At 68.7% G+C, this 21011-nt stretch carries 13 protein-coding genes; 10 read left to right on the top strand and 3 right to left on the bottom strand.

Features of this window, described 5'->3' with window-relative positions; translation table 11 throughout:
* The first annotated feature begins 99 nt into the window (after nucleotides 1-99).
* From ACTG9Q_RS06050 to ACTG9Q_RS06005, 10 genes are all read left to right on the top strand, one after another.
* Nucleotides 100-1551: a PD-(D/E)XK nuclease family protein gene (locus ACTG9Q_RS06050; protein ID WP_455571611.1), complete on the top strand. Its 1452-nt coding sequence runs from the start codon at nucleotides 100-102 to the stop codon at nucleotides 1549-1551.
* The gene (locus tag ACTG9Q_RS06045; RefSeq protein WP_455571610.1) at nucleotides 1551-2606 is read left to right on the top strand and encodes a pPIWI_RE_Y domain-containing protein; all 1056 of its coding nucleotides are present in this window, start codon (nucleotides 1551-1553) and stop codon (nucleotides 2604-2606) included. Before ACTG9Q_RS06050 ends, ACTG9Q_RS06045 begins: the two co-directional genes overlap by 1 nt.
* Complete coding sequence (locus tag ACTG9Q_RS06040) at nucleotides 2606-5938, top strand: pPIWI_RE_Z domain-containing protein (RefSeq protein ID WP_455571609.1); 3333 nt, start codon at nucleotides 2606-2608, stop codon at nucleotides 5936-5938. Before ACTG9Q_RS06045 ends, ACTG9Q_RS06040 begins: the two co-directional genes overlap by 1 nt.
* Nucleotides 5926-8592: a pPIWI_RE module domain-containing protein gene (locus tag ACTG9Q_RS06035; protein ID WP_455571608.1), complete on the top strand. Its 2667-nt coding sequence runs from the start codon at nucleotides 5926-5928 to the stop codon at nucleotides 8590-8592. Before ACTG9Q_RS06040 ends, ACTG9Q_RS06035 begins: the two co-directional genes overlap by 13 nt.
* Nucleotides 8593-8626: 34 nt before the next feature.
* Nucleotides 8627-9274: a hypothetical protein gene (locus ACTG9Q_RS06030; RefSeq protein ID WP_455571607.1), complete on the top strand. Its 648-nt coding sequence runs from the start codon at nucleotides 8627-8629 to the stop codon at nucleotides 9272-9274.
* An 8-nt stretch (nucleotides 9275-9282) separates the two neighbouring features.
* Nucleotides 9283-12465: an ATP-binding protein gene (locus ACTG9Q_RS06025; RefSeq protein ID WP_455571606.1), complete on the top strand. Its 3183-nt coding sequence runs from the start codon at nucleotides 9283-9285 to the stop codon at nucleotides 12463-12465.
* Between the two features lie 25 nt (nucleotides 12466-12490).
* Complete coding sequence (locus tag ACTG9Q_RS06020) at nucleotides 12491-14284, top strand: AIPR family protein (RefSeq protein ID WP_455571605.1); 1794 nt, start codon at nucleotides 12491-12493, stop codon at nucleotides 14282-14284.
* Between the two features lie 211 nt (nucleotides 14285-14495).
* Complete coding sequence (locus tag ACTG9Q_RS06015) at nucleotides 14496-15233, top strand: DUF2382 domain-containing protein (RefSeq protein WP_455571604.1); 738 nt, start codon at nucleotides 14496-14498, stop codon at nucleotides 15231-15233.
* 182 nt (nucleotides 15234-15415) lie between these two features.
* The gene (locus ACTG9Q_RS06010) at nucleotides 15416-16186 is read left to right on the top strand and encodes a glycoside hydrolase family 16 protein (RefSeq protein ID WP_455571603.1); all 771 of its coding nucleotides are present in this window, start codon (nucleotides 15416-15418) and stop codon (nucleotides 16184-16186) included.
* Nucleotides 16187-16380: 194 nt separating this feature from the next.
* Nucleotides 16381-17268 carry a TauD/TfdA family dioxygenase gene (locus ACTG9Q_RS06005; RefSeq protein WP_455572022.1) on the top strand — a complete coding sequence of 296 codons (888 nt, stop codon included), beginning with the start codon at nucleotides 16381-16383 and terminating at the stop codon, nucleotides 17266-17268.
* A gap of 636 nt (nucleotides 17269-17904) precedes the next feature.
* On the opposite strand, the gene ACTG9Q_RS06000 is transcribed toward ACTG9Q_RS06005, so the two are convergent.
* The 3 genes from ACTG9Q_RS06000 to ACTG9Q_RS05990 all read right to left on the bottom strand — a co-directional run bounded on the left by ACTG9Q_RS06000 (nucleotide 17905) and on the right by ACTG9Q_RS05990 (nucleotide 20903).
* Nucleotides 17905-19068 (bottom strand): RNA polymerase sigma factor, encoded by a 1164-nt coding sequence (locus ACTG9Q_RS06000; protein ID WP_455572021.1) that lies wholly within the window; start codon nucleotides 19066-19068, stop codon nucleotides 17905-17907.
* Between the two features lie 5 nt (nucleotides 19069-19073).
* Nucleotides 19074-19481, bottom strand: coding sequence for a YciI family protein (locus ACTG9Q_RS05995; RefSeq protein WP_455571602.1), 408 nt, complete (start codon nucleotides 19479-19481; stop codon nucleotides 19074-19076).
* 231 nt (nucleotides 19482-19712) lie between these two features.
* Complete coding sequence (locus ACTG9Q_RS05990) at nucleotides 19713-20903, bottom strand: erythromycin esterase family protein (protein WP_455571601.1); 1191 nt, start codon at nucleotides 20901-20903, stop codon at nucleotides 19713-19715.
* Nucleotides 20904-21011 lie beyond the last annotated feature (108 nt).

Below are 21011 nucleotides of genomic sequence, written 5' to 3'. Positions count from 1 at the left end.
CACATGGGGGGTTGGAGCGCACCCGAGGGGATTACGGGTCGAGCACAGAAAATCGTCGTGTCTGTCGCCGCGGTCGGGTCCGCGGACTTCCGTTGTCCCATGTCGGAGGCGCTCAACGCGCGTCAGGGGCTTTTGCCCAGCACGCCGCGTCGCAAGCGGGAAGCCCTCAATGACTTCCCACTCGGCCCGTTGATGACCGCACTCGACCTGATTGAATTCCGCGATTTCACGGCCGCGCGTGCGATGGAAACCGCACTGACGCCCGTCGAAGGGCCACCCAATCACGAGGGCGTGGCCGAGTGGACCAGACACGCGGTCGACGGCTATCTCCACGCCTTCCCCACCGATGAGGTCTGGTTACCGGTGCGCGAACCGTGGCTGCACCGCAGCGTGCTGACGAAGCCGGACTCCCGAGGCGTTCGCCGGTATGACATCCGCGCATGGGGCAGGCGCTACCGCTCGCGCGATGGGAAGGCCCGCGAACTGCGCATGATCAGGTTCCGCGGTGGGCGTCGGAGTCCAGGTGAGCTGGCCGTGGCGGCGTTGGTGGTGGCCGGTGCCGGAACACCACCGGAGCGGGTGCGCATCCGCGAGTTCGCCTGCTTCGAGGGCACCGCCTCGCTGCTTTACGACGAGGCGTCCGAAGATGTCCAGCAGTTCTACCGAGTGCACGGCAAGGACGCCTTGAGAGAGGCAGTGGACGGCACCGCTTACCGACCCGGCTCAGCATGCGTATCTTGCCGTTATCGGGTGGGGTGCCCAGCCTTGGACGAAGCGGTGGGCGTGCTTGGTGTGAGCGACCGGACGCGGCCTCGCCGGACGTGGTCGGTGTCCAACGCCCGCAAGTACGCCGCCTGTCCAGCGCGGGACCACCTGATCCGGTTGCGCCTCCCGGTGGAGTGGGCGGTCGAGCGCAGCCCGTGGACGGAACGCGGGCGCGCAGTGCACCAACATCTCCAGCGACAGCACCAAGAGGGTGTGCTGTGCTCCGCTGACGTTCCGACATCTTGGCCCGATCGTGAACTTCCGGATCGCGAGATCGCGGTGGGCACCCGGATGCTGCGCCATCACGCCGAGATCTGCCCGCTACTCCACCGTCCGACGGACGTGCGAGTGGAGCCAAAGCTCGTGTTCGACGACACGGCGGCAGACGTGGTCGTGCTGGTCACCCCGGACCTGCTTTATCACGACGGCGGTTCGCTGGTCTGGCGCGAAGTAAAGACCACCACCGCCGATCCCGCCACTCGTTTTCGCACGCTCGCAGAAGTTCCGCAGTTGGCGCTCGCGATCGTCCTGCTCGGCAGGGGAGCCCTCCCGAACACCGGAGCACGACCACGGGCGGAGTTGGAGGTGCTGCACCCCAACGGCAATGACCTGCGCTTCTACGACGCACTGGACCCCGCCACCCAAGCCGAGGCGAGCGAGGTGGTCGCCGCTCTCGCCGGGCCGTGGCACCGAGACGCCGAGTTCCGCCCCTGGCCGGGTCCTGCGTGCCAATCGTGCGAGGTGCTGCGGTGGTGTCCGTCGGGCAAGGCTGAGGCCGCCAGGTGATGTCGTCTCCCGATGAGGACATCGCGGTGGTCCACGCAGTGGCCAGAGGGCTTCTGGCACTCGCCGAGGTGGACCGGCTGACGGCTTTCTCGATGCCGTACCCGGAGAGCGCGCAGTCGGCCCTCGACAGGCTGACCCTGGCCTGTCTTATACGGGGAGCACACCCGCCACGCAGCCTGCCCGACCTGGTGCGGTGGTGCGGAATTCGCCCGCTTGGCGATTGGCCGCTGCGATTGCCGCCGACGGTGTTCAGCGGTGGAGACCTCCTGGTCGACGCACGGCGTGGCAGGCCGTCAGACCTGTGCGGGGAGTGGGCCGCGGATGGCGCTACGGGGGCTGCCCAACCCCTGCGGGATCTCGCGGAGAAGGCGCCGGACGCAGACCAGCACCTGGCCTGCAGGCTGTTCCTCATAGACCACCCGATGGTCTCCAAGACGGAAGTGGAAGCGCTGAGCGGGGATCGTGCGCATCGCCGCACGTGGCGGCTCGTGAAAGACCTTTATGAGCCCGTCCCCCGAACGCTGACCAGGCGTGGCGAGGCGGCCCGTTGCGCGACGTGCCAGGTTCCTTCCGTGCCGCTCGGTGATGGCACCTGGCTGTGTGAGAGGGAATCCTGCACTGTCCCGGACATCGTCGGCGACAGGTTCCCCGTGGCCGGCGCGCTCGCGCTGCCCTCGGCGCTGCGGGCGTCGGTCATCGGCGCGGGTCGGGTGGAACAGGCCGTGGTGGCGACCGTCGTTCCTCGCGGCGCAAGATCGGTCGTGGAGCCCGACCACGTGGACGTGCTGCGCGTCGACTGGCTGGACGGTGAACGGTGGCACGTGTTGGCTCGGGGCCATCGAAACCCGGCACTGCTCGCACGTCAAGTCGCTCGGTCGTCGGTGCCATCCGGTTCTGACCGCGTGTTGATCGTCGTACCCAGTCACCGTCTCCGCGACCAGCCGGACTACCGGGAGGTCTTCAACCGCTGTCTGCCGGACGGGCCCGCACTCGTGTCGGATGCCGAACTGGTCGACCTCCTTGGGGCTCGACCCATCGCTCGGGCGGAGGTGTGATGCGCGATTCGGCGCAGGTCTTCAAAAACATGTCCGAACCGTTGGTGGCCGCCTACGGAGTCCCCTCCGAACTGCTGCACAAGGCGTTCACCACGGAGTTCGGCCTCTTCCTCACACAAGCGGTGATCCCAGGCCATCCCGCGGCCGATGCCTGGCCGCTCTTCAGCGGCTACCCGCTGGCCCGGGAGCGAGGGCTGGTCGGTTCCGCAGAGGAGAACGTACTGCGCATAGCGCGGTACGAACTGTGGATGCTGCGGAGCCCTGGTGCGTGGAAGGCCGCGGTCGCCGACTACAACGAGGTGCTCGAAGAGCTGCGCGGCTATTGCGAGGTCGTTCTGGACAAGCCGCCCGTGCGGCGCCCGGTCTCCACCGCGCCGGAACGGTGGTCGACGTACGAACGGCTGCTGCGACGGGCCGCGCCGTTCGCGAGCAACCCGCTGCGCATCGCGGGGTCGGGCATGCACAGTTTCATCGCGGATCAGGAACTCACCAAGGTGGACCTGCCTCGGGTCCACCTGCCACCACCGGTCGGGCACGACCTCGACGTTCCCCTCCGCGGCGGCGGTAAGTCCATCCGGGTCGACAAGGCCGATCTGCTGAACACCGCCCGGGAAATGGACGTGTCCGTGTACGCGGACTGGGAGCGGCGGCTCGACCGGGTCGCCTTGCTCACTCGCGACGGCGGGCGCTTCGCCACGGGCGACACCCTGGAGTTCGACGGCTTGACCCACCTGCTCGGCATCGTGGGCGCGGGCAAGAGCACGTTGCGGGACGTGCTGACCGTGCACGCGGTTCGGGAACTCGGTCTGCGAGTGACAGTGGTCGTGGGTGACGTCGCCGAGGTGCTCAAGCTCACCGCCATGTTCGAGGCGCACGGCCTGCGAACGGCCCCCGTCATCGGCGGATCGACTCGCACACGGCACGCTGAACGGTTGCACCGGCGGCTGGCCGGTCGTGGAGCCACGAACCTCCTAGGTCACGTCGACCTGGGTTTCGACCACCTCGGCACAGCCTGCGCCGTTGACGCACTGCGCGGCGGTGACCCCCCACCGTTGCCCTACTTCGACGCACCGTGCACCCGGCTGCGCCCATCGAACCGGCGCCATGATCAGGGGTCAGACGTCACGCCCGCGTTCACCGATGTCAGACGGGGCTGCCCGTTCTGGTCAGCGTGCCCCCGCCACCACTCCGCGCAAGAATTGGTGGACGCCGACGTCTGGGTGGCGACACCGCAGAGCCTGGTGCAGGCGTCCCCGCCATGGCCGCAGAACGCCGAACGGGTCCGCTTCCTGGAACTGGCGTGCCGCCGCAGCGACTTGGTGGTCGTGGACGAGGTGGACCGCGTGCAGATCACCCTGGACACGATGTTCGCGCGGACCACGACTCTCGTGGGTCGAGGTGCGGTGTCGTGGCTGGACAAGGTGCACTCGCACAAGATCGAGCAACTGGTCGACCGGGGGCGGCGGCAGTTGTCCGACAGCGACGTGCAGGCGTGGTCCGCGGCCGTGAACACGGCCACCGCCGCGACCGACCGGCTGTACGCGCTGCTGGTACGCCGTCATGATGTGCGCCGATGGTTGAGAGAAGGGCACTTCAGCGCATGGTCACTGCAGCAGAAGCTGGTCTTGAACCGCTACCCGTTTCCGGTTGAAGGCGCTGACGACCCGTTCGCCTCACGTCGCTCCGCGCTGCTGTCCGAGCTGGACCGTTTCCGCGACAACCCATTCGGCGAGCGCCGGAATTTCCCACCCGCCGACCCGGTGCTGGTCCGGTTGACCAGCGAGCTCCTGCACGCCACCTCACCACGTCGAACCAGGCTCGAACTCCGCGCCGTGTTGGCAGCCCTGTTCGGCCTCCGCGATGACGACGACCACCGAGCATGGCTCGACCAGTGGAGCACCCGGTTCGAGTTCACCCTGCTGCTGGCGGCGCTGGAACCAAAGCTGTCACTCATGACCGTGATGTGGCCGCGCGTGGAGGCGGTGCTGAACCTCGACGCGGCAGGTGGATTGCGCCGGCCGACCGACTACGGTCCAGTCATCCCCGAGTCGCCGATGGGCGACGTCATCGGCTTTCAGTTCCACCCGGAGCGCAGGGACACCGGGGGCGTGGTGAGCGGCGAACTCCGGTTTTTCCATTGCGCCGGGGTGGGCCGGGCGCTGTTGCCCGCCATGCCCCTGCTGCCGACCGCGGACGGACGCCCGGGTCCCCACGTGCTGTTGATGTCGGGCAGCAGTTGGGCAGGGACGTCGACCCGGTATCACGTCGATGTTCCGGTTCAGGCACTACTCGCCCCAGACCGCGTCGAGACTGACCGGATCGCCACTGACAGCCACTTCCGCTTCACCCCAGTCCGCCACGGCGGCACTCCCCTGCGCGTGTCGGGTTCACCGCTGGACGATCGCTCCCGCGTGCTCACCCGGATGACCACCCTGCTCAGCGAGTCGGTGGATGGCGAGGCGAGCGTGCTCGAGAACGAACTCGCGGACATCGCCAACGACTACCGCCGCCGCATCCTGCTACTGGTGGGAAGCTACGAGGAGACCGCCCTGGTCGCCGATGTGCTGCACGGGATGGAGCGGTGGCGTGGCAAGGTGTTCCGTCTCGTGGCCGATGACGATGAGGTGACAGACGCGGGCGGCGAGCACCAGGCGCCCGTGCTGCGCCGCGGTGACGTGGACACGCTGGCGGGCACGAGGGCTGACTTGCTGGTGGCACCGTTGCTGGCCATCGAGCGCGGGCACAACATCCTCAACGAACACCGCGAGGCGGCGATCGGCTCGGTCTACTTCCTCATCCGGCCGAGCCCCCGGCCTGATGACCTCGCGCTCGCGGTGCACGCGGTGAACGACTGGGCATCGCGCACTCTGAGCGACGGCCGCTTCCGATCATGGGCCACCCACGCCGCATCGCTCGACGGTGCGGGGCGGGACTTCCGGGCAGCAGCCCGGCGGGAGTGGCGCCGCGTGCTCAGCCGCAGCATGGCGTGGCGGGATCTCGGCCCTGACCGCGAGTCGGTCACCTGGGACGTGCTGGTGGTGATCTGGCAGGTGATCGGCAGGCTCGTCCGCGGCGGAGTGCCCGCCCGCGTCACCTTCGTGGACGCCGCGTTCGCGCCGAACCTGGCGTCGGGGCGCGAGGAGACCGCCGAGACGAGCTTGCTGTTCGGCATGCACGCGCTCCTCGACCGGTACTGCTCCGCTGACGGCGATCTCGACATCCCCGAACACGAGCGCCGACTCGTGCAAGCGTTGTACGGGCCGCTCTGGTCCGCGCTCGGCCGGTGTCTGGCACACGCAGTGGAGGGTGCGCGCATCCCATGGTCCCCCTGATCCGACTGACCGCTTACGACCTCGACCCGTCCTCGACGCCTTGGCTGCACGACTTCAAGACCATCCGATTCGCCCAGGAGTGGCGAACGGAGGTCGCCCGGCGGTATTCGGCGCTGTTCCGCCGACCGGAAGCGGGGCGGACCGTGCCGATCCGACAGCTCACCGCCTTGCTGCACGCAGCCGTGCCGGATGTGGTCGCGGCCCCCGGCGCGGCGACCGACGACCAACTCCCCTGGCTGTACGCGGCCGAACCGGTACCGCGCACGGCGGTCAACCACCTGGTGAATGCCTGGGTGACCACCATTCTGTCCCGTAAGGAGCGAGTGGACGAGAACGATGTCGACGATCTGCTCGACGCGCTCGACGACGCCATGCCGGAATGGGTGGACACGACGGTCGACCTGTCCGCGAACGAGCTGACGAAAGGAGGCACCGCGAACCCACACCGCCGTCTCTACAGCCTTCTTCCCGAAGTGGTCGCCGCGAGGTTGGCCGCGCGAACGTACAAGTACGACGGTGCGGAGCTGTCGTTCCGGGTCGTCACCACCTCCAAGGGCACCGAATTGGTGTCCTGGCCACCGCGTTCGTACCTGAAGGGCAAGAGAACCTGGCACTACTCGTTGCTCTTGCGGGTTTCGCTGCACACTGTGCCGTTCTCCGGACGCGTACGGGTGCACATCACCTCCGGTGTGCGGCGATGGGAGACCGGTGACCCCGTCAAACTCGACCCACAGCGCGGCGCGATGGCCTACCTCCAAGTGCCGCTGCCCTGGATGGTGCGGGCGGGAAGTGTGCCCAGGCTCATCCCGAACCTGCTCAGGCACGATGCCGTGCTCGGTGTGCCCGCGTGGCACCACAACAGCCTCGTGAGGTTGCTGCCCGAATACAGCGCGGCCTTCCCGTACCCGGAAGCGGACGAACTGCTGAACAACCCCTCCGAGTGGGCCCGGGGCCGGGACGGCGTCTCGGCTTGGGTGGTGCACCGCACCGGGCTGGCCACCCACCGGGCCAAGACGGGGTTGATGCCGGTCGAGCGCAGGCACGTGGACAGTTGGGTGGAGCAGGCACTCAGTGGGAACCTCCTGCGCGCGGCGGACATGGGCAAGGTCACGCTCATCGCCAAACCCGACGTGTGGGGCCGGGTGAAGCCGAACCCCGAGGCCAAGGCAGAGGCCAGGGTGGTACGCGGACGGGCACGTCGGAAGGCGTGCGCGGCGGCGCTCGGTGGTCGTCCGCTGGTCGTGGACGTCCGGTACGAGAATGAACGCACCCGCGATGCGCTGGTGACCGCCTTGCGGGAGGTCTTGGACCTCGCACCGACCACTGGCGCGCAGGTGTGGCACACCGAGGAACTCGACATCCGGGTGGAGGCCACGACCTGGGATTTGATCACGGCAGATCTGCCGGTGCCCCGGGCGGCCGCGGCACGGCGGCGCGCCGCGCTGTCCGCGGCCCTGGAGCGTCGAACCGCGATCGTGGAGCACTTCGGCACACCCGGCCCGGACGCGCCCATCGGGTTGACCCTCATCGAACTGCGGGACGCGGACAAGTTCGGTCCCGACCGCGACCCGAAGACCGCCATCCGCCTTGGTTGTGCGGATGCCCGACGGGTCAGCCAGTTCATCACCACCGACGAGAAGGCGCTGGCCGACCGTGCTCGGTCCGCGGTCCTCGACGGCCTGCGCCAGTTGGGCGCCGTGATGCCACCGCGCCACCGGCTCGGGACCGCCGTGCCGGAGGACATGCAGTACGTCGGGTTGTGGATGGTCCGGAAGCAGCGGACCACCACCCGGTCAGCGCGACGGGCGCTCGTCGCGGTTCGCACCCGACCGTTCGAGGATGGACAGCGCGTCGAGGGCTGGGACGAACACCGGAAGGCGTGGGTGGCCTACCCGGAGCTGCTCCTCAGCCTCACCCGGGACACCGACAGGGCGCTGAGCGAACCCGACGAGAGCAAGCACCTTTCGCTGTCCGAGCAGCGCGCCGTGGTCCAGGCACATATCCGCTCGATCCTCTACCAGCTCCGCAGCACTCCGACGCTGCTGCTCGTACAGGCCGCCAACCTCCGGCAGTCTTGGCCGTGGTTGACCAACGCCTCGCTGGTTCGGGACATGCTCGGCTTTGGCGACTGGCCGCCCCAGCGGGCCGCGCTCTTCGGCCCGGACCTGCGCGTGGTCCTGTTCCGCGACAGTGGCGGGCGCGACGAGGTGCCTCAGTGGTACGCCCCGCGGGACGACGACCGGTTCGCCGGTCACGCCAGCGGAGTGTGGGAGGCGTTCGACGCCGCTCCGGGCAACCGGGTGTTCGCGAGCACCACCGAGGTCCCGGTGCAGGGCGCCCGCCCGAATCAGGCGATCAAATTCCAGGATGGGACGACGTCGCGCGGCGCGGACGTGAGCGCGTGGAACCCGGAATACCGGGAACTCACCGTACTCGCGTGCAAGATGACGACCACGGGCGAGCCCGAGAACCCGAAGACGTGGGCAGTGCTCGCGCACCAGCTCAGGCACGTGGACGACTACGTGCCCTTGGCGAAACCCCTGGTGTTGCACTTGGCAGAACGAGCGGAACAATACGTTCTCCCACTCTTCGCGGAGAAGTCAGATAGGGGTAATTCCACATCCCCCGAACAGCGCAACACACCTATCGCGTGACAGCGATCACCACTGGACACCGGAGAACCCACAGATGACGAACGCCCCACTCAGCATTTCAGAGAAATCCGCACTCCTGGCGTTGATGATTCTCGGACAGAAGGCGTCGAACCCCGAAATTCAGGATTTCTGCGGGTTCACTATCGACAAGCCCGTACGCGTGGTCCTGGTCGAGCGAAAGCTCATCGAGGCCGAGCAGTCGAAAGCGCACCGCGGGGCGTTTGTGCACGAACTGACCGAAAAGGGCTGGCAGCGATGCCGTGAGCAGTTCGCCGACGAGATGCCCCCGGGTGGGCAGAAGAAGGACCGCATCCTGTACCGGCTGGCGCAGTGGACCGGCCGGCTCATGGATCGGACGGAGACAACGTTTGCCGACCTCACCGATGTCGACGAGCCTGCTGCCGTCAAACCTTCCCCGACCACTGTGGACGAGCGGGTGATCGCCGCTTACCAGGACCTGGCAACAGGACCCGACGCCTGGATCGGGTTGGTCGAGTTGCGCGAGGCACTGCCGGACTTGGCCCGCGCCGAACTCGACGAGGCCCTGCACCGGATCGCCGAACTGCCACAGGTCTACTTCACCCCCGAGGTGAACCAGAAGACGTTGACCGACGCGGACCGCGAAGCGGCCCTTTACCTCGGCGGGGAGCACAAACACTTCCTGTCCGTCGAAAGCTCCTGAGGCGCGCCGTGGACGACGCGGAGCGCCGGGCGCTGGACAACCTGCGATTCGACTGGGCTCCCACCCCCGAAGCCGTGTGGGGACCGGCGCAGGCCCACGTGGAGGAGCTCAACGCACCCGTGCTGAACTCCGTGATGGCGGCGTTCACCGACGCGGACCTCAACACGACGTCGAACCCGCTCGGTGTCGTCATCACCGGCCAGCAGGGTGCCGGGAAGACGCACATGCTCGGCATCGTGCGGGCCGAGGTGCAACGTCGCGGAGGCTATTTCTTCCTGGTGAGCCTGCTGCACGGCAAGGACTTCTGGCAGAACATCGTGCACGCCCTCCGAGACGGCCTGTACCACTTGGGCCCGAGCGGGGAGCACCAGCTGACGGCCGTGCTGCACCGGCTCGCCGATCGCCTCGCGCTGCCGGACGCCGCGCGCTACCAGGTCATTGGCAAGGCACCCGTCACCAGAGAGACGCTCGACAGGGTCGTCGTCGCGCTCCGGGACGCGGATCCGGTGCACGGGTGGAAGTGCAGGCATACCGCCCGGGCGCTCATCCTGCTGGCAGCGGAGGACCCGGCCGTCCAGGAGGTCGGCGAGGCGTACCTCACCTCGGGCAGTGAGGCGATGTCCGGTGAACGGCACCAGTGGGGCATCCACCCCGACTCGAAGCCGGCGCACGAGATCGTCCGGGAGATCTCGACGCTGCTCGCGATGACCGGCCCCAGCCTGCTCGCGATCGACCAGATCGACACCTTGATCTCCCAGTCCGGCGTGTCGACCCGCACGACACCGGTCGGGCTGCCCCGCGACGAGCTGTTCGAGCAGATCGGCACGGGCTTGATGGAGTTGAGGGAGTCGTTGCACCGCTCGCTGCTCGTCGTCGCGTGTCAGTTCCCGGCTTGGGAGGCCATCCGCACCAGGGCGCATCTCGCGGCGGCTGACCGCTTCCGGCCGCAGTACAAGCTCAGCACCGTGGCAACCGCGGCGACGGGCCGGGCCTTGGTGGTGGCGCGGTTCGAACCGCGGTTCGCCGACTGCGGCTTCCGTCCTCCGTACCCGACGTGGCCGATCCGACCGGAGGCGTTCGACGGCGCTTCGCAGTACACCCCGCGGCAACTGTTCAAGCGCATCGACGAGCACATCCGGTCCTGCCTGGACAACGGCGTGCTGACCGAGTTGACCAGCTTGGCAGGAGCGGCCGCCGCCGCACCGCGACCACAACCGCCGGTGATCGCGGTCGCCGACGTTGAGATTTCCGCGCTGGACGAGCGCTTCGCCGAGCTGACGCGCGACGTCGACCTGCGGGCCGCGCTCGACAAGGACACCGAAGACGTGCGGATGCCCCTCATGTTGAGCGCGGCCCTGCACGCCTATGTGCACGAACTCGGCGAACGGGGTGAGAAGTACTCGGTCGACCTCAACTGGGGCGAGAAGCCCGCTCTGCACGCGCGTCTGCGCTGCGTGCTCGACGATGAAACGGAAGACGAGATTCACTGGGCGTTCCGCGGTATCGCCTCGTCGAACCCTATGGCGGCGCAGAACCGCATCGAGCGCGTACGGGTCATGGCCGGCCTGGATCCCGATGTGGACAAGCGCCGCGCCTACCTGTTGCGCACGGGAAACTGGTCGATGACGACCAGGAAGACCAAGGCGATGCTCGACGAGTTCCGCGCCGCGGGCGGTGTGCTGGTGGGTGAGGTCGAGCAGGACGACCTGCGGGTGTTCGCCGCGCTGGAGCGGATGCTCGCCAAACCCGGCCCGGAGCTGCACGCCTGGTTGCTGCACCGCAAGCCCGTGAGCAACACCTCGTTGTTCCGCCTGGTTTTCGGACCACCCGAGGACACCACCACCGTCGGACCTGAGCCGTCGACACCCGATCCATTCGACCTGATCCAGCCTCAACACGACGACTGGCCCACCGACGACCTCGACGCGGCGCGACCACAAGCCGCCGCTCCTCCGGACTCCCTCTCCCTCGGCGACCGGTTCGACACCGGTGATGCCGTCCACGTGCCACTGGAGTCGCTGCGCAAGCACACGGTGATCTTCGCCGGGTCCGGGTCGGGCAAGACCGTGCTGATCCGCCGCATCGTCGAGGAGTGCGCGGTGCAGGGCGTGTCGGCGATCGTGCTGGACCCCAACAACGACCTGGCCAGGCTCGGCGACGCCTGGCCGCAACCGCCCGCCTCGTGGAAGCCGGGAGACGCCGAGAAGGCAGCCGACTACCTCGCCCACACGGACGTCGTGGTGTGGACGCCGCGTCGGGAATCCGGACGACCGCTCAGCTTTCAGCCCTTGCCCGACCTGGCTGACGTGGCGAGTGACCCAGACGAGTTCAGCCTCGCCCTGGATACCGCCGTCGCCGCCCTGGCACCGCGCGCTCGTGCCGACGGGTCCACCGCCAAGTCGGAACGGGCCAAGGCCGTGCTGCGGGAGGCCCTGACGTCCTTCGCGCTGGGAGGCGGCTCAGGGCTCAGGAGCTTTCTCGACTACCTCGCGGACCTGCCCGATGACGTCACACCGCTGGCCAACGCGACGACCATGGCCGCGGAAATGGCCCAGACCCTCATCGCCGCGACCATCAACGACCCCCTGTTCGGCGGCATCGGCACCCCGCTCGACCCTGGCGTGCTGCTCACACCCGCGCCGGGCAAGCGGGCGCGCGTCTCGGTCATCAGCCTGATCGGCCTGCCAACCGACGACCAGCGGCAGAGCTTCGTCAACCAGTTGCAGATGGCGCTGTTCGCGTGGATCAAGACGAACCCGGCGGGTGACCGCCCGCTGGGTGGCCTGTTCGTGATGGATGAGGCGCAGACCCTGGCTCCGTCGGGCGCGATGACCGCTTGTACCACCAGCACGCTGGCACTCGCGTCCCAGGCCCGGAAGTACGGGCTGGGGCTGGTGTTCGCGACGCAGGCGCCCAAGGGCATCCACAACCGGATCGTGGGCAACGCCGCCACGCAGTACTTCGGGTTCATCAACACGCCCGTTCAAGTAACCGCCGCCAAGGAAATGGCCTCGGCCAAGTCCAGCACGGTGCCGGACATCTCCCGATTGAGCGCCGGTGAGTTCTATGCGGTGGCCGAGGGCACGCCGTTCCAGAAGGTCAGGTCGCCGATGTGCCTGAGCCACCACCCGTCCAGCGCGTTGACCGCGGAGGACGTGCTAGTCAGAGCCCGGACAGCGGTACCGGACTGAGTGTGCCAGAGGAGAGAGCACCACTGTGGAACGCATCATCAGCGGCCTGGTCGAGGAATTCCAGAAGGACTACGCCCTCGCCGAGCTGTCAGAGAGCGAGGCGTTTGAGGCGTTCGCCGCCTACTGCGTGCTGAGTTCGTACTACGAGGACGAGTTCAACCCGGACGAGTTCCGCACGGGTGGCGGGAACGACCTCGGCATCGACGCGGTCGGCATCCTGCTCAACGGCGACCTGCTCCAGGACGCGGCGGACGTGCGGGCGTACATCGAGCGCACGCGGCGGTTGGACGTGCGGATCGTCGTCATCCAGGCCAAGACCAGCGCCGGATTCGAAACGAAGGTGATCTCGGACCTCGCCGACAACCTCAGCCACATCGCGACGGCAGGAGCACTGGCCTACCAGGCGTCCACCGACATCGAGAACCTCCGCAGCTGCCTGGAAGCGGTCTACGGCAACATCGCCAAGCTCTCAGGCGCGCTGCCGGAGCTGCATGTCCACTACGTCACCACCGGTGACCAGGTCGCCGACATGGTGGCGATGAAGGCCCAGTCGGCACAGCAACGCCTCGCGAAACTGGGCCGGTTCGACGTGGTCGAGTTCCACTGCGTGACCAAGGACGAACTGCGCGCGCTGTACCGACGGGCCACCACCAAGGTGACGGTCCAGTTCCCGATGCCGAAGAAGGTGCCACTGCCCAAGGTGCCTCAGGTCGAGCAGGCACTGCTGGGCCTGCTCTCCGCGCGCGACCTCGTCACGAAGATACTGAGCGATGATTCCGGTCGATTGCGCAAGACCTTGTTCCATGGCAACGTCCGGGACTACCTGGGCGATAACGCGGTGAACCGCGAGATCGCCAACACGCTGCGCGATCCGGTGCGGCGCGATCGGTTCGCGGTGCTCAACAACGGCATCACGATCGTCACCCGCGGCTTGCACGTGGTCGGCGACGACGTGTACCTGGACGACTTCGAGATCGTCAACGGCTGCCAAACGTGCCACGTGCTGTTCGAACACCGCGACCTGCTCACCGATGACGTCCACGTCAGCGTGCGCATAGTGCATTCGCACGATGACGACGTGATCGATGGGATCGTGGGCGCCACCAACCGGCAAACTGTGATCAGCGAGGAGGACCTCACCATCCGGGAGAAGTTCCACCACCTCTTGGAGGACTACTTCGCGTACAGCAAGGACAAGCAGCGGGTGTTGTTCTACGAGCGGCGGACCAAGCAGTACGCCGAGCGCAAGGAGGTCGAGAAGACCCGAATCATCACCCGCGCACAACTGACCCGTTCGTACCTCGCGATGTTCCTCAACGAGCCCGCCCGCCTCGGGCATTACAAGTCGTTGCTCTCGGTGCGGTCCGGCGAGCTGTTCGCGGAGAAACACCAACCGGTCGTCTATTACACGGCGGCGAGTGCTTTTTATCGCTTGGAGTGGTTGCTGCGGAACGGTCGCATCAACAAGCGCTACGCACCTTTCCGTTTCCACCTGCTTGCCGCGATCAAACTGCGGATGCTGGGACGAGACCTGGTACCGCACACGTCCAGGTCGGCGGAGCGGGAATGCGCACGCATCCTTGATCGAGTGTGGGACAAGTCTGCCGCCGAACACCTGGTCCTCGAACTGCTCACACCTTTGCAGCGGGCAATCGACGCCGAACTGGAATCGGGTGTGGCACCGGGTGAGATGGTCCGCACCCAGCGGTTCGCCAAGCGCGTACAGCGAGAGGTTCTGGGGTCCGGGCACGAACCCGACGTGACAGTGACCTCCACGCCGCCGTCAGCAACGCGTCGCCACGACGACAGAGCACGCTAAAGCGTGAATCGCTCCCCGTACGGGTGAGGTATTACGGGAATCCCGGTATGGGCGAGGTCGAGAACTCGTGTGGGTCAGTCGCATGGTCGGTCAACAATGTTTGTGGCATCCCGATTCGGATACCCAACCGGAGCGTCGAGTCTCGCTGACGTGGAGGAGATGGGCAGACAGTGGCCGGAGCGCGTACGTGCAGTGAGAAGGAGGAGTGATTGTGATCAATCAGGCCGAGTTGGACCGGGTGTACGACTGCGACGTGGTCGACGCGCATGGGGAGAAGATCGGTTCGATCAAGCAGGTGTGGCTCGATGACCGCACGGGTGCCCCGTTGTGGGCCGAGGTGGGGAGCGGTCTGTTCGGGATGAGGGATTCCTTCATCCCGATGCAGGACGCCCGGCTGGGTGACGGTGAGGTGGTCGTGCCCGTCGAGAAGAAGGTGGTGAAGGACTCCCCGCACCCCGACATTTCCAGTGGGCACATCTCCGAGGCCGAGCAGGAGGAGTTGTACCGCTATTACGGCATGGTTCCCTCCGCGGCGACCGGGGAGCACGACCGGATGCGCGGCGACGAGGAGGGGATCACCCGGTACGAGGAGCAGCTCGATGTGGGCACCCGTGACGTCGAGGTCGGCCGCGTCCGGCTGGTGAAGCACGTGGTGACCGAGGAGCAGAACATCTCGGTCCCCGTCTCGCACGAGGAAGTCCGGGTCGTGCGCGAACCGGCCGACGGCCGCGAGAAGGCGGGCCGCGATGCGTTCACCGACCAGGAAACCGAGGTCACGCTGCACCGCGAGGAGCCGGTCGTGCAGAAGACCACCAAGCCCGTCGAGAACGTCCGCCTGGAGAAGAACACCGTCACCGAACAGCAGAATGTCAGCGACACGGTGCGCAAGGAACACGTCGACATCGAGGAAGACGGCGACGTGCCCAAGAACCGCCGCGACAGGCGGTAGGCAGACCCTCCGGTGTCGCTCGGGCCTACGCACCCGAGCGACACCGGGTCCGTGTGCGGCAACCACAACACGTGGCGACGGTGGCCGTTCGGTCGCTATGGTGACTGAGAGCGCTCCCATGTCACTGCCGACTCGGACGAAGGGCTCATGACGTGACACTCAGTCGACGTAGGCTTCTGGTTGTGGGTGGGGCTGGATTGGCGGGCACCGCTCTTGGTGTCGGTTCGGCGGGGGCGGCTGTTTGGGAGACCGTTCTCAGCGGGTCCTTTGCCTCCTACGGCACCCTGGAGGCTGGCTGGAACTACCGCTACCCCTGGGGTTCCGACCACAACGGCACCGCGCGCATGTACGCCAGCGCGGCCGACCACAACCACGTGTACCTGGAGGGCTCGACGCTGGTGCTCCGGGCCTCGCGCATCAACTGGGACGAGGGCAACAGCTCAGCCGACCCGCACCTGCCGATCCGCTACCACTCCGGCGCGGTGCACGCCAAGCCGCAGATCCGGGTCAGCGACCAGTTCCCCAGCTGGGAGGTCAAGGGCGAGTTCCAGGCGCCGTCGGCACCCGGCACCTGGCCCGCGTTCTGGCTCACCGGGGCCAACAGCTGGCCGCCGGAGAGCGACATCCTGGAGTTCAAGGGCGACGGGCGGAACTGGTTCAACACCTACCGCAACGGCACCGGCGGCTGGTCGAGCACCACGCGCTGGGTGTCCAGCCCCGGCTCGTGGCACAGCTACCGGGCGTGGATCACCAAGGTCAACGCGACCGATGTGGACATTCACTACTACCTCGACGGCGCCTGGGTCGCCCAGCACCGCGGGGCGAACTTCGTCAACCAGCCGATGTGGCTGATCATCAACCTGCAGATGGAGGGCTCGTCCGGGTCCTCCGGCCCGTCGGGCAACACCTATTACCGGGCGCGGAACGTCTACATCGGCCGCAGCAGGGCCTGAGCGTCCCGCGCGGGCGGGTCGGGGCCGCCCTGACCCGCCCGCCGGCCCCCGCCTGGAAACGTTCCGGCGGCCGGTGACAAATCGAAAACGCACTCTGGATCACGAACCTGCCGAACGTGCCCGACCTGCCGCCCACTCCCTCGGTGACCGAGTCGTGGGCGAGGCTCACGCGCGGTCGGGTCGGGGAACTGCTCATGATGACGGTCACCGCGGGCCTCGGCTTCCCGATCTCGTACCTGGACCAGAGGGACGGCTCGGTGTTCCACGACGTCCACCCGACGCGCGGGAACGAGGCCGAGGTGTCGAGCCAGAGCTCGTCGGTCGACCTCGGCCTGCACACGGAGATGTTCTTCCACCCGGAACCGCCCGACCACCTCGTGCTCCACTGCCTGCGCTCACCGCGCGGCCGGTCGGCGCGCACCTGCGTCGCGAGCGTGGCCGACATCGAGGAGAAGCTCAGCGAGGAGGACCGGGCGCTCCTCCGGGAACCCCTGTTCGCGCTCGACATCGCACGGCTGCACGGCAGCTACACGATCGACGGCCGCCCGTGCGCCGACACCGACCCGAGACCCCGCGTGCCGATCATCGCGGACTCCCCGGCGGCGACGCGCTTCCGGTTCGAGCCCGCCCTGATGACGCCGACGACCGTGGCCGCCGCGGCGGCCATGCGGCGGGCCGAGCAGGCCGCGGAATCGGTCGCCACACCCGGCGTACTGGTGGAGAACAGCATCCTCATCATCGACAACCGGCGTGCGGCCCACTCCCGATCACCGTTCACCGCGGAATCGACGCGGCTTTCGTCGCCGGGGTCACATCGGAGCTGGCCCATTCCGGCCTGGCTCGAATCGCCCGGTTTCCCGCGAGCGCGTCCACCTACGTCGATTTCCTCTCCCTGTTCGGGGAAACCCTGCGCTACTACGGGGATGACGCGGGCACGCATCCGGACCACCCGGCCATCTGGCGCGTCAGGTACGAACCGGCGGCCGCGGCCAGGGGCGAGGTGCACGGCATGGCCGGACCGCTGGCCCCGCACTCGTCCCAGTCGCTGCGATGGCCCAGGCCGCCGTTCTTCAGCATGCTGATGGTCGACTCCGGCTGGCAGGACCGCCCGTCGGGGGAGAACGGGGAGTCCCTTCTCGTGCGGTGGAGCGACGCCGTCCGGCTGATGAGGTCCGACAGTTCCCAGGCAGACCCGGTAGCGGGCCTGTTCTCGGAGGTCCCCTTCCCGGACGGGGTCCAGCGTTCGGTGGCCTACGAGCTGGCGACCGCGGCGGGCCCGGACGACATCGGGGTGCGCCTCAAGAGCGATCTCGGGGGACCACCTGCGATCGGTCGCCCCCGACCATCCCGCGACCGCCGCGGTGGGACGCCTGGCCGAGGCGGCCGCACAGGTGGCGAAGCGCGTCCGGCTCGCCTCGGGCGATGTGCTCCTGCTCGACAACGACCGGTGGGGGCACGGGCGGGATTCGGTGGTGGGGTGCGAGACAGGACCCGGCGGCGAGCTCCACCTCAATCCCCGTGAGCTCTGGAGCGTGACGGTCGGATGAGCTGCCCACGCGTGTTCGCGGGCGCTCGGTTGGCGGTCGACCCGCCCGGACAGGAGCGGACTTCCGGTGTGGTTCTCCGCGGCCGCGCGCACCTTCGAAGAGCTCGTCGCGGAGCGCGGCCCCTCAGGAGGTCGCGCCTGCCACCGAAACGAGGTGGCGGACCGTCAGCCATCACGCTCGTTCGGTCGGGTGATGGCCGACCCGCGCGTTGAGGCGGGCGGCCTGGCAGGTGAGGTGGTCGCGTTCGGGGAGGCTGGACGCCGATCGGGCGGCGTCGGCGTAGAGGCGGGCGGCGGTCACCGGGTCGCCGTCGCGCTCGTGCAGGTAGGCCAGGACCGCGGTGTGGCGGGGCAGGGCGGGGTCGAGCCCCGCGAGGGCGGCCAGGCCCGCGCGCGGGCCGTCGGCCTCGCCGACCGCGACGGCCCGGTTGAGGCGGGCCACCGGGCTGTCGGTCAGGCGCACCAGCTCGTCGTACCACTCGACGATCTGCACCCAGTCGGTCTCCTCGGCCGTGCGGGCGTCGGCGTGGAGCGCGGCGATGGCGGCCTGGGCCTGGAACTCGCCGAGGCGGTCGCGGGCGATGGCCGCCTGGAGCACGTCGACGCCCTCGGCGATCATGCCGGTGTCCCACCGGCCGCGGTCCTGCTCGGCGAGCGGCACGAGCCTGCCGTCGGGGCCGGTCCGCGCCGGGCGCCGGGCGTGGTGGAGCAGCATGAGCGCGAGCAGGCCCGCGACCTCCTCGTGGTCGATCCCGGCCGCCAGCTGGCGGGTGAGGCGGATCGCCTCGGCCGCGAGGTCGACGTCGCCGGAGTAGCCCTCGTTGAAGACCAGGTAGAGCACGCGCAGCACCGTGGCGACGTCCCCCGGCCGGGTGAGCCGGACCCCCGCGACGGTCCGCTTGGCCCGGCTGATCCGCTGGGCCATGGTCGCCTCCGGCACCAGGTACGCCTGCGCGATCTGCCGCGTGGTCAGGCCGCCGACCGCGCGCAGCGTCAGCGCGACGGCCGAGGCCGGTGTGAGGGACGGGTGCGCGCACAGGAAGTACAGCTGGAGCGTGTCGTCCACCGCCTCCCCCTGGCCGGGCCCGGGCTCGGCCTCGACGCGGACCTCGCGGTGCCGCCGGGAGGTGTCGGCGCGGGCGGCGTCGAGGAACTTGCGCCAGGCCACGGTGACCAGCCAGCCCTTGGGGTCCCGCGGCGGCTCGCCCGGCCACCCGCGCACGGCCTCGACCAGGGCGTCCTGCACGGCGTCCTCGGCCGCCGCGAAGTCAGCTCCGCGGCGGACGAGGACGCCCAGGACGGCAGGAGTGAGGGTCCGCAGCAGGGCCTCGTCCACGGGTGTCACTCCGTGATGGTGGGGGGCGCCGCCAGGAACGGGCGCACCTCGAGCCACTCGTGGATCGGCTTGCCGCCCGCGCCCGGCGCCGCGGACAGCTCCCCCGCCAGCTCCAGCGCCCGCTCGTAGCTCTCGACGTCGATCACCATCCAGCCCGCGATCAGGTCCTTGGTCTCGGCGAACGGGCCGTCGGTGACCGGCGGGCGCCCCTCGCCGTCGTAGCGGACGAAGGTGCCCTCCGGGGAGAGCGCCTGACCGTCGACGTACTCGCCGGTGCCCTCCAGCCGGGTGGCGAAGTCCCCCATGTACTGCACGTGGGCGGTGACCTCCTCCGGCGTCCACTGGTCCATCGGCACGTCGTTGACCGCCGAGGGCGCGCCGCGGTAGTGCTTGAGCAGCAGGTACTTGGCCATGGTGTTCTCCTTGGTGCGGTACGGCCCATTGTGGCCGCTTCACCCCGAGGACGGAGCCGCGTCCGGCTTCTCGACATCCCGCCGCGACATTTTTTTCGGGTGCGGGTCTGGCCGTCGGGGGTGAAGAGGTCCCCGCCACTCCTCAGTGGATTGCTCGCGCGCCACCGTGCCGGGGTTGCCAACAGACGCCGAGGAAGTGTCGTGTGGACCGGCTTTGAGGGGCGGGTGGCGTTACCAGTACTGGTGCCGCTTTCCGTCGGTGTCGGCGATGAAGATGACCGCGTCGGCGCCTGCCAGGTCCGTTGGTTTCAGGGGGAGGTGGCCGGGCACGATCGGTTCGCCCGCGGTGGTGGATGGGGGTAGGGCGGCGCGCAGGGCTGGGGTGGGGAACAGGGTGCGGTGGGTGGTGGCGTCGGCCAGGTGGCCCTGGAGGGTGGCCGGGTCGCTGCGGGGGTTGGCGTCGGTGGCCAGGAACAGGTAGCGCTCGGCGAGGGTGCGGGCGACCAAAGCGCCCGCGCATGCCCAGGTCCCGTCTACCGGGGTGCGCTGGAGGTGTGCGTTGTGGGCGAACACCAGGCTCGGTCCGCGGTGTTGCTCCTGGGTGACGATCGCGAGGAGGTTCTCGGCCATCATCTCGGCGCGCAGGCTGAGCAGGGTCGCGATGCGGTCGGGGGCGGGGTTGGCCATGGCGGCGTGATAGCGCAGCAGGCCCAGTGCGGTGCGCGCGTGGGCAACGGCGTGGTCGTGGGCGGCGGGGTCGGCCGGTCGCAGGCTGGGGGACGCGCGGTGCAGGGCGCTGGCGAGGTCGTCGGCGGTGACGCGCAGGGCGCGGGCGCGGTCGGAGGCGCCGATGGAGGCCGCCGGGTCGCGCATGGCGGCCGGGTTCGTCCAGTCGGCGTCCTCGCCGAGCAGCGCGTCGAGGTCGCGGGTCGATTCGGGTCGCAGCGACGCGGGCAGGTGGTCGGCGGCCGCGAACAGCGCGCGGCGCGGGCTCGGGGCGCCCGCGTACTCCACCGGCGCGTCGAAGCCGTGGAAGCGGACCTGGTCCTGGCTCGCGCGGCCCGCGTTGTGCGTGCGGAGCCATTCGACGAGTTCGCGGTTGCCCGGCACGGCGCCAAACCCGTGGCTGAAGCCGGTCGCGAGCACGGTGTCGACATCGGCTGTCGCGCCGCGCACGTAGTTGTCGACGACGGAGGCGGCGAAGACGTCGGTCTCCAGCACGATCGACCGGTACCCGCGTTCGACCAGGTGGGCGAGGAGTTCGTTGCGCAGCAAGGGGAACGCCTCGATCCCGTGGGTCGGTTCGCCGAGGGCGAGCAGGGTCGGCGGCTCGGGTCGCGCGGCGAGCAGCTCGTCCAGGGCCCGGCCCAGGCTTGCCGGGTCGTCGAGTCGGCGGCCGATCCCCCGCAGCGATGCGGACATGTACACCCCTTCCGGAAAGGAACTGCCCTCAACGCTATCGTTGAAGAATCAGTTGAAACTTCCGCGATGATCTGCCTGACTTTCCTGGGTAAAGCCTCAAACGGAGGT

Source organism: Actinokineospora lacus, from assembly GCF_053813445.1.
Note: the sequence above shows the minus strand (reverse complement) of the source record. Positions and strands in the feature narration are given on the sequence as shown.

Bases quoted from the DNA above. Each gene is read 5' to 3' on its own strand.
- ACTG9Q_RS06050 (WP_455571611.1), top strand. From the start codon at position 100: ATGTCGGAGGCGCTCAACGCGCGTCAGGGGCTTTTGCCCAGCACGCCG.
- ACTG9Q_RS06045 (WP_455571610.1), top strand. From the start codon at position 1,551: ATGTCGTCTCCCGATGAGGACATCGCGGTGGTCCACGCAGTGGCCAGA.
- ACTG9Q_RS06040 (WP_455571609.1), top strand. From the start codon at position 2,606: ATGCGCGATTCGGCGCAGGTCTTCAAAAACATGTCCGAACCGTTGGTG.
- ACTG9Q_RS06035 (WP_455571608.1), top strand. From the start codon at position 5,926: ATGGTCCCCCTGATCCGACTGACCGCTTACGACCTCGACCCGTCCTCG.
- ACTG9Q_RS06030 (WP_455571607.1), top strand. From the start codon at position 8,627: ATGACGAACGCCCCACTCAGCATTTCAGAGAAATCCGCACTCCTGGCG.
- ACTG9Q_RS06005 (WP_455572022.1), top strand. From the start codon at position 16,381: ATGATGACGGTCACCGCGGGCCTCGGCTTCCCGATCTCGTACCTGGAC.
- ACTG9Q_RS05995 (WP_455571602.1), bottom strand. From the start codon at position 19,481: ATGGCCAAGTACCTGCTGCTCAAGCACTACCGCGGCGCGCCCTCGGCG.
- ACTG9Q_RS05990 (WP_455571601.1), bottom strand. From the start codon at position 20,903: ATGTCCGCATCGCTGCGGGGGATCGGCCGCCGACTCGACGACCCGGCA.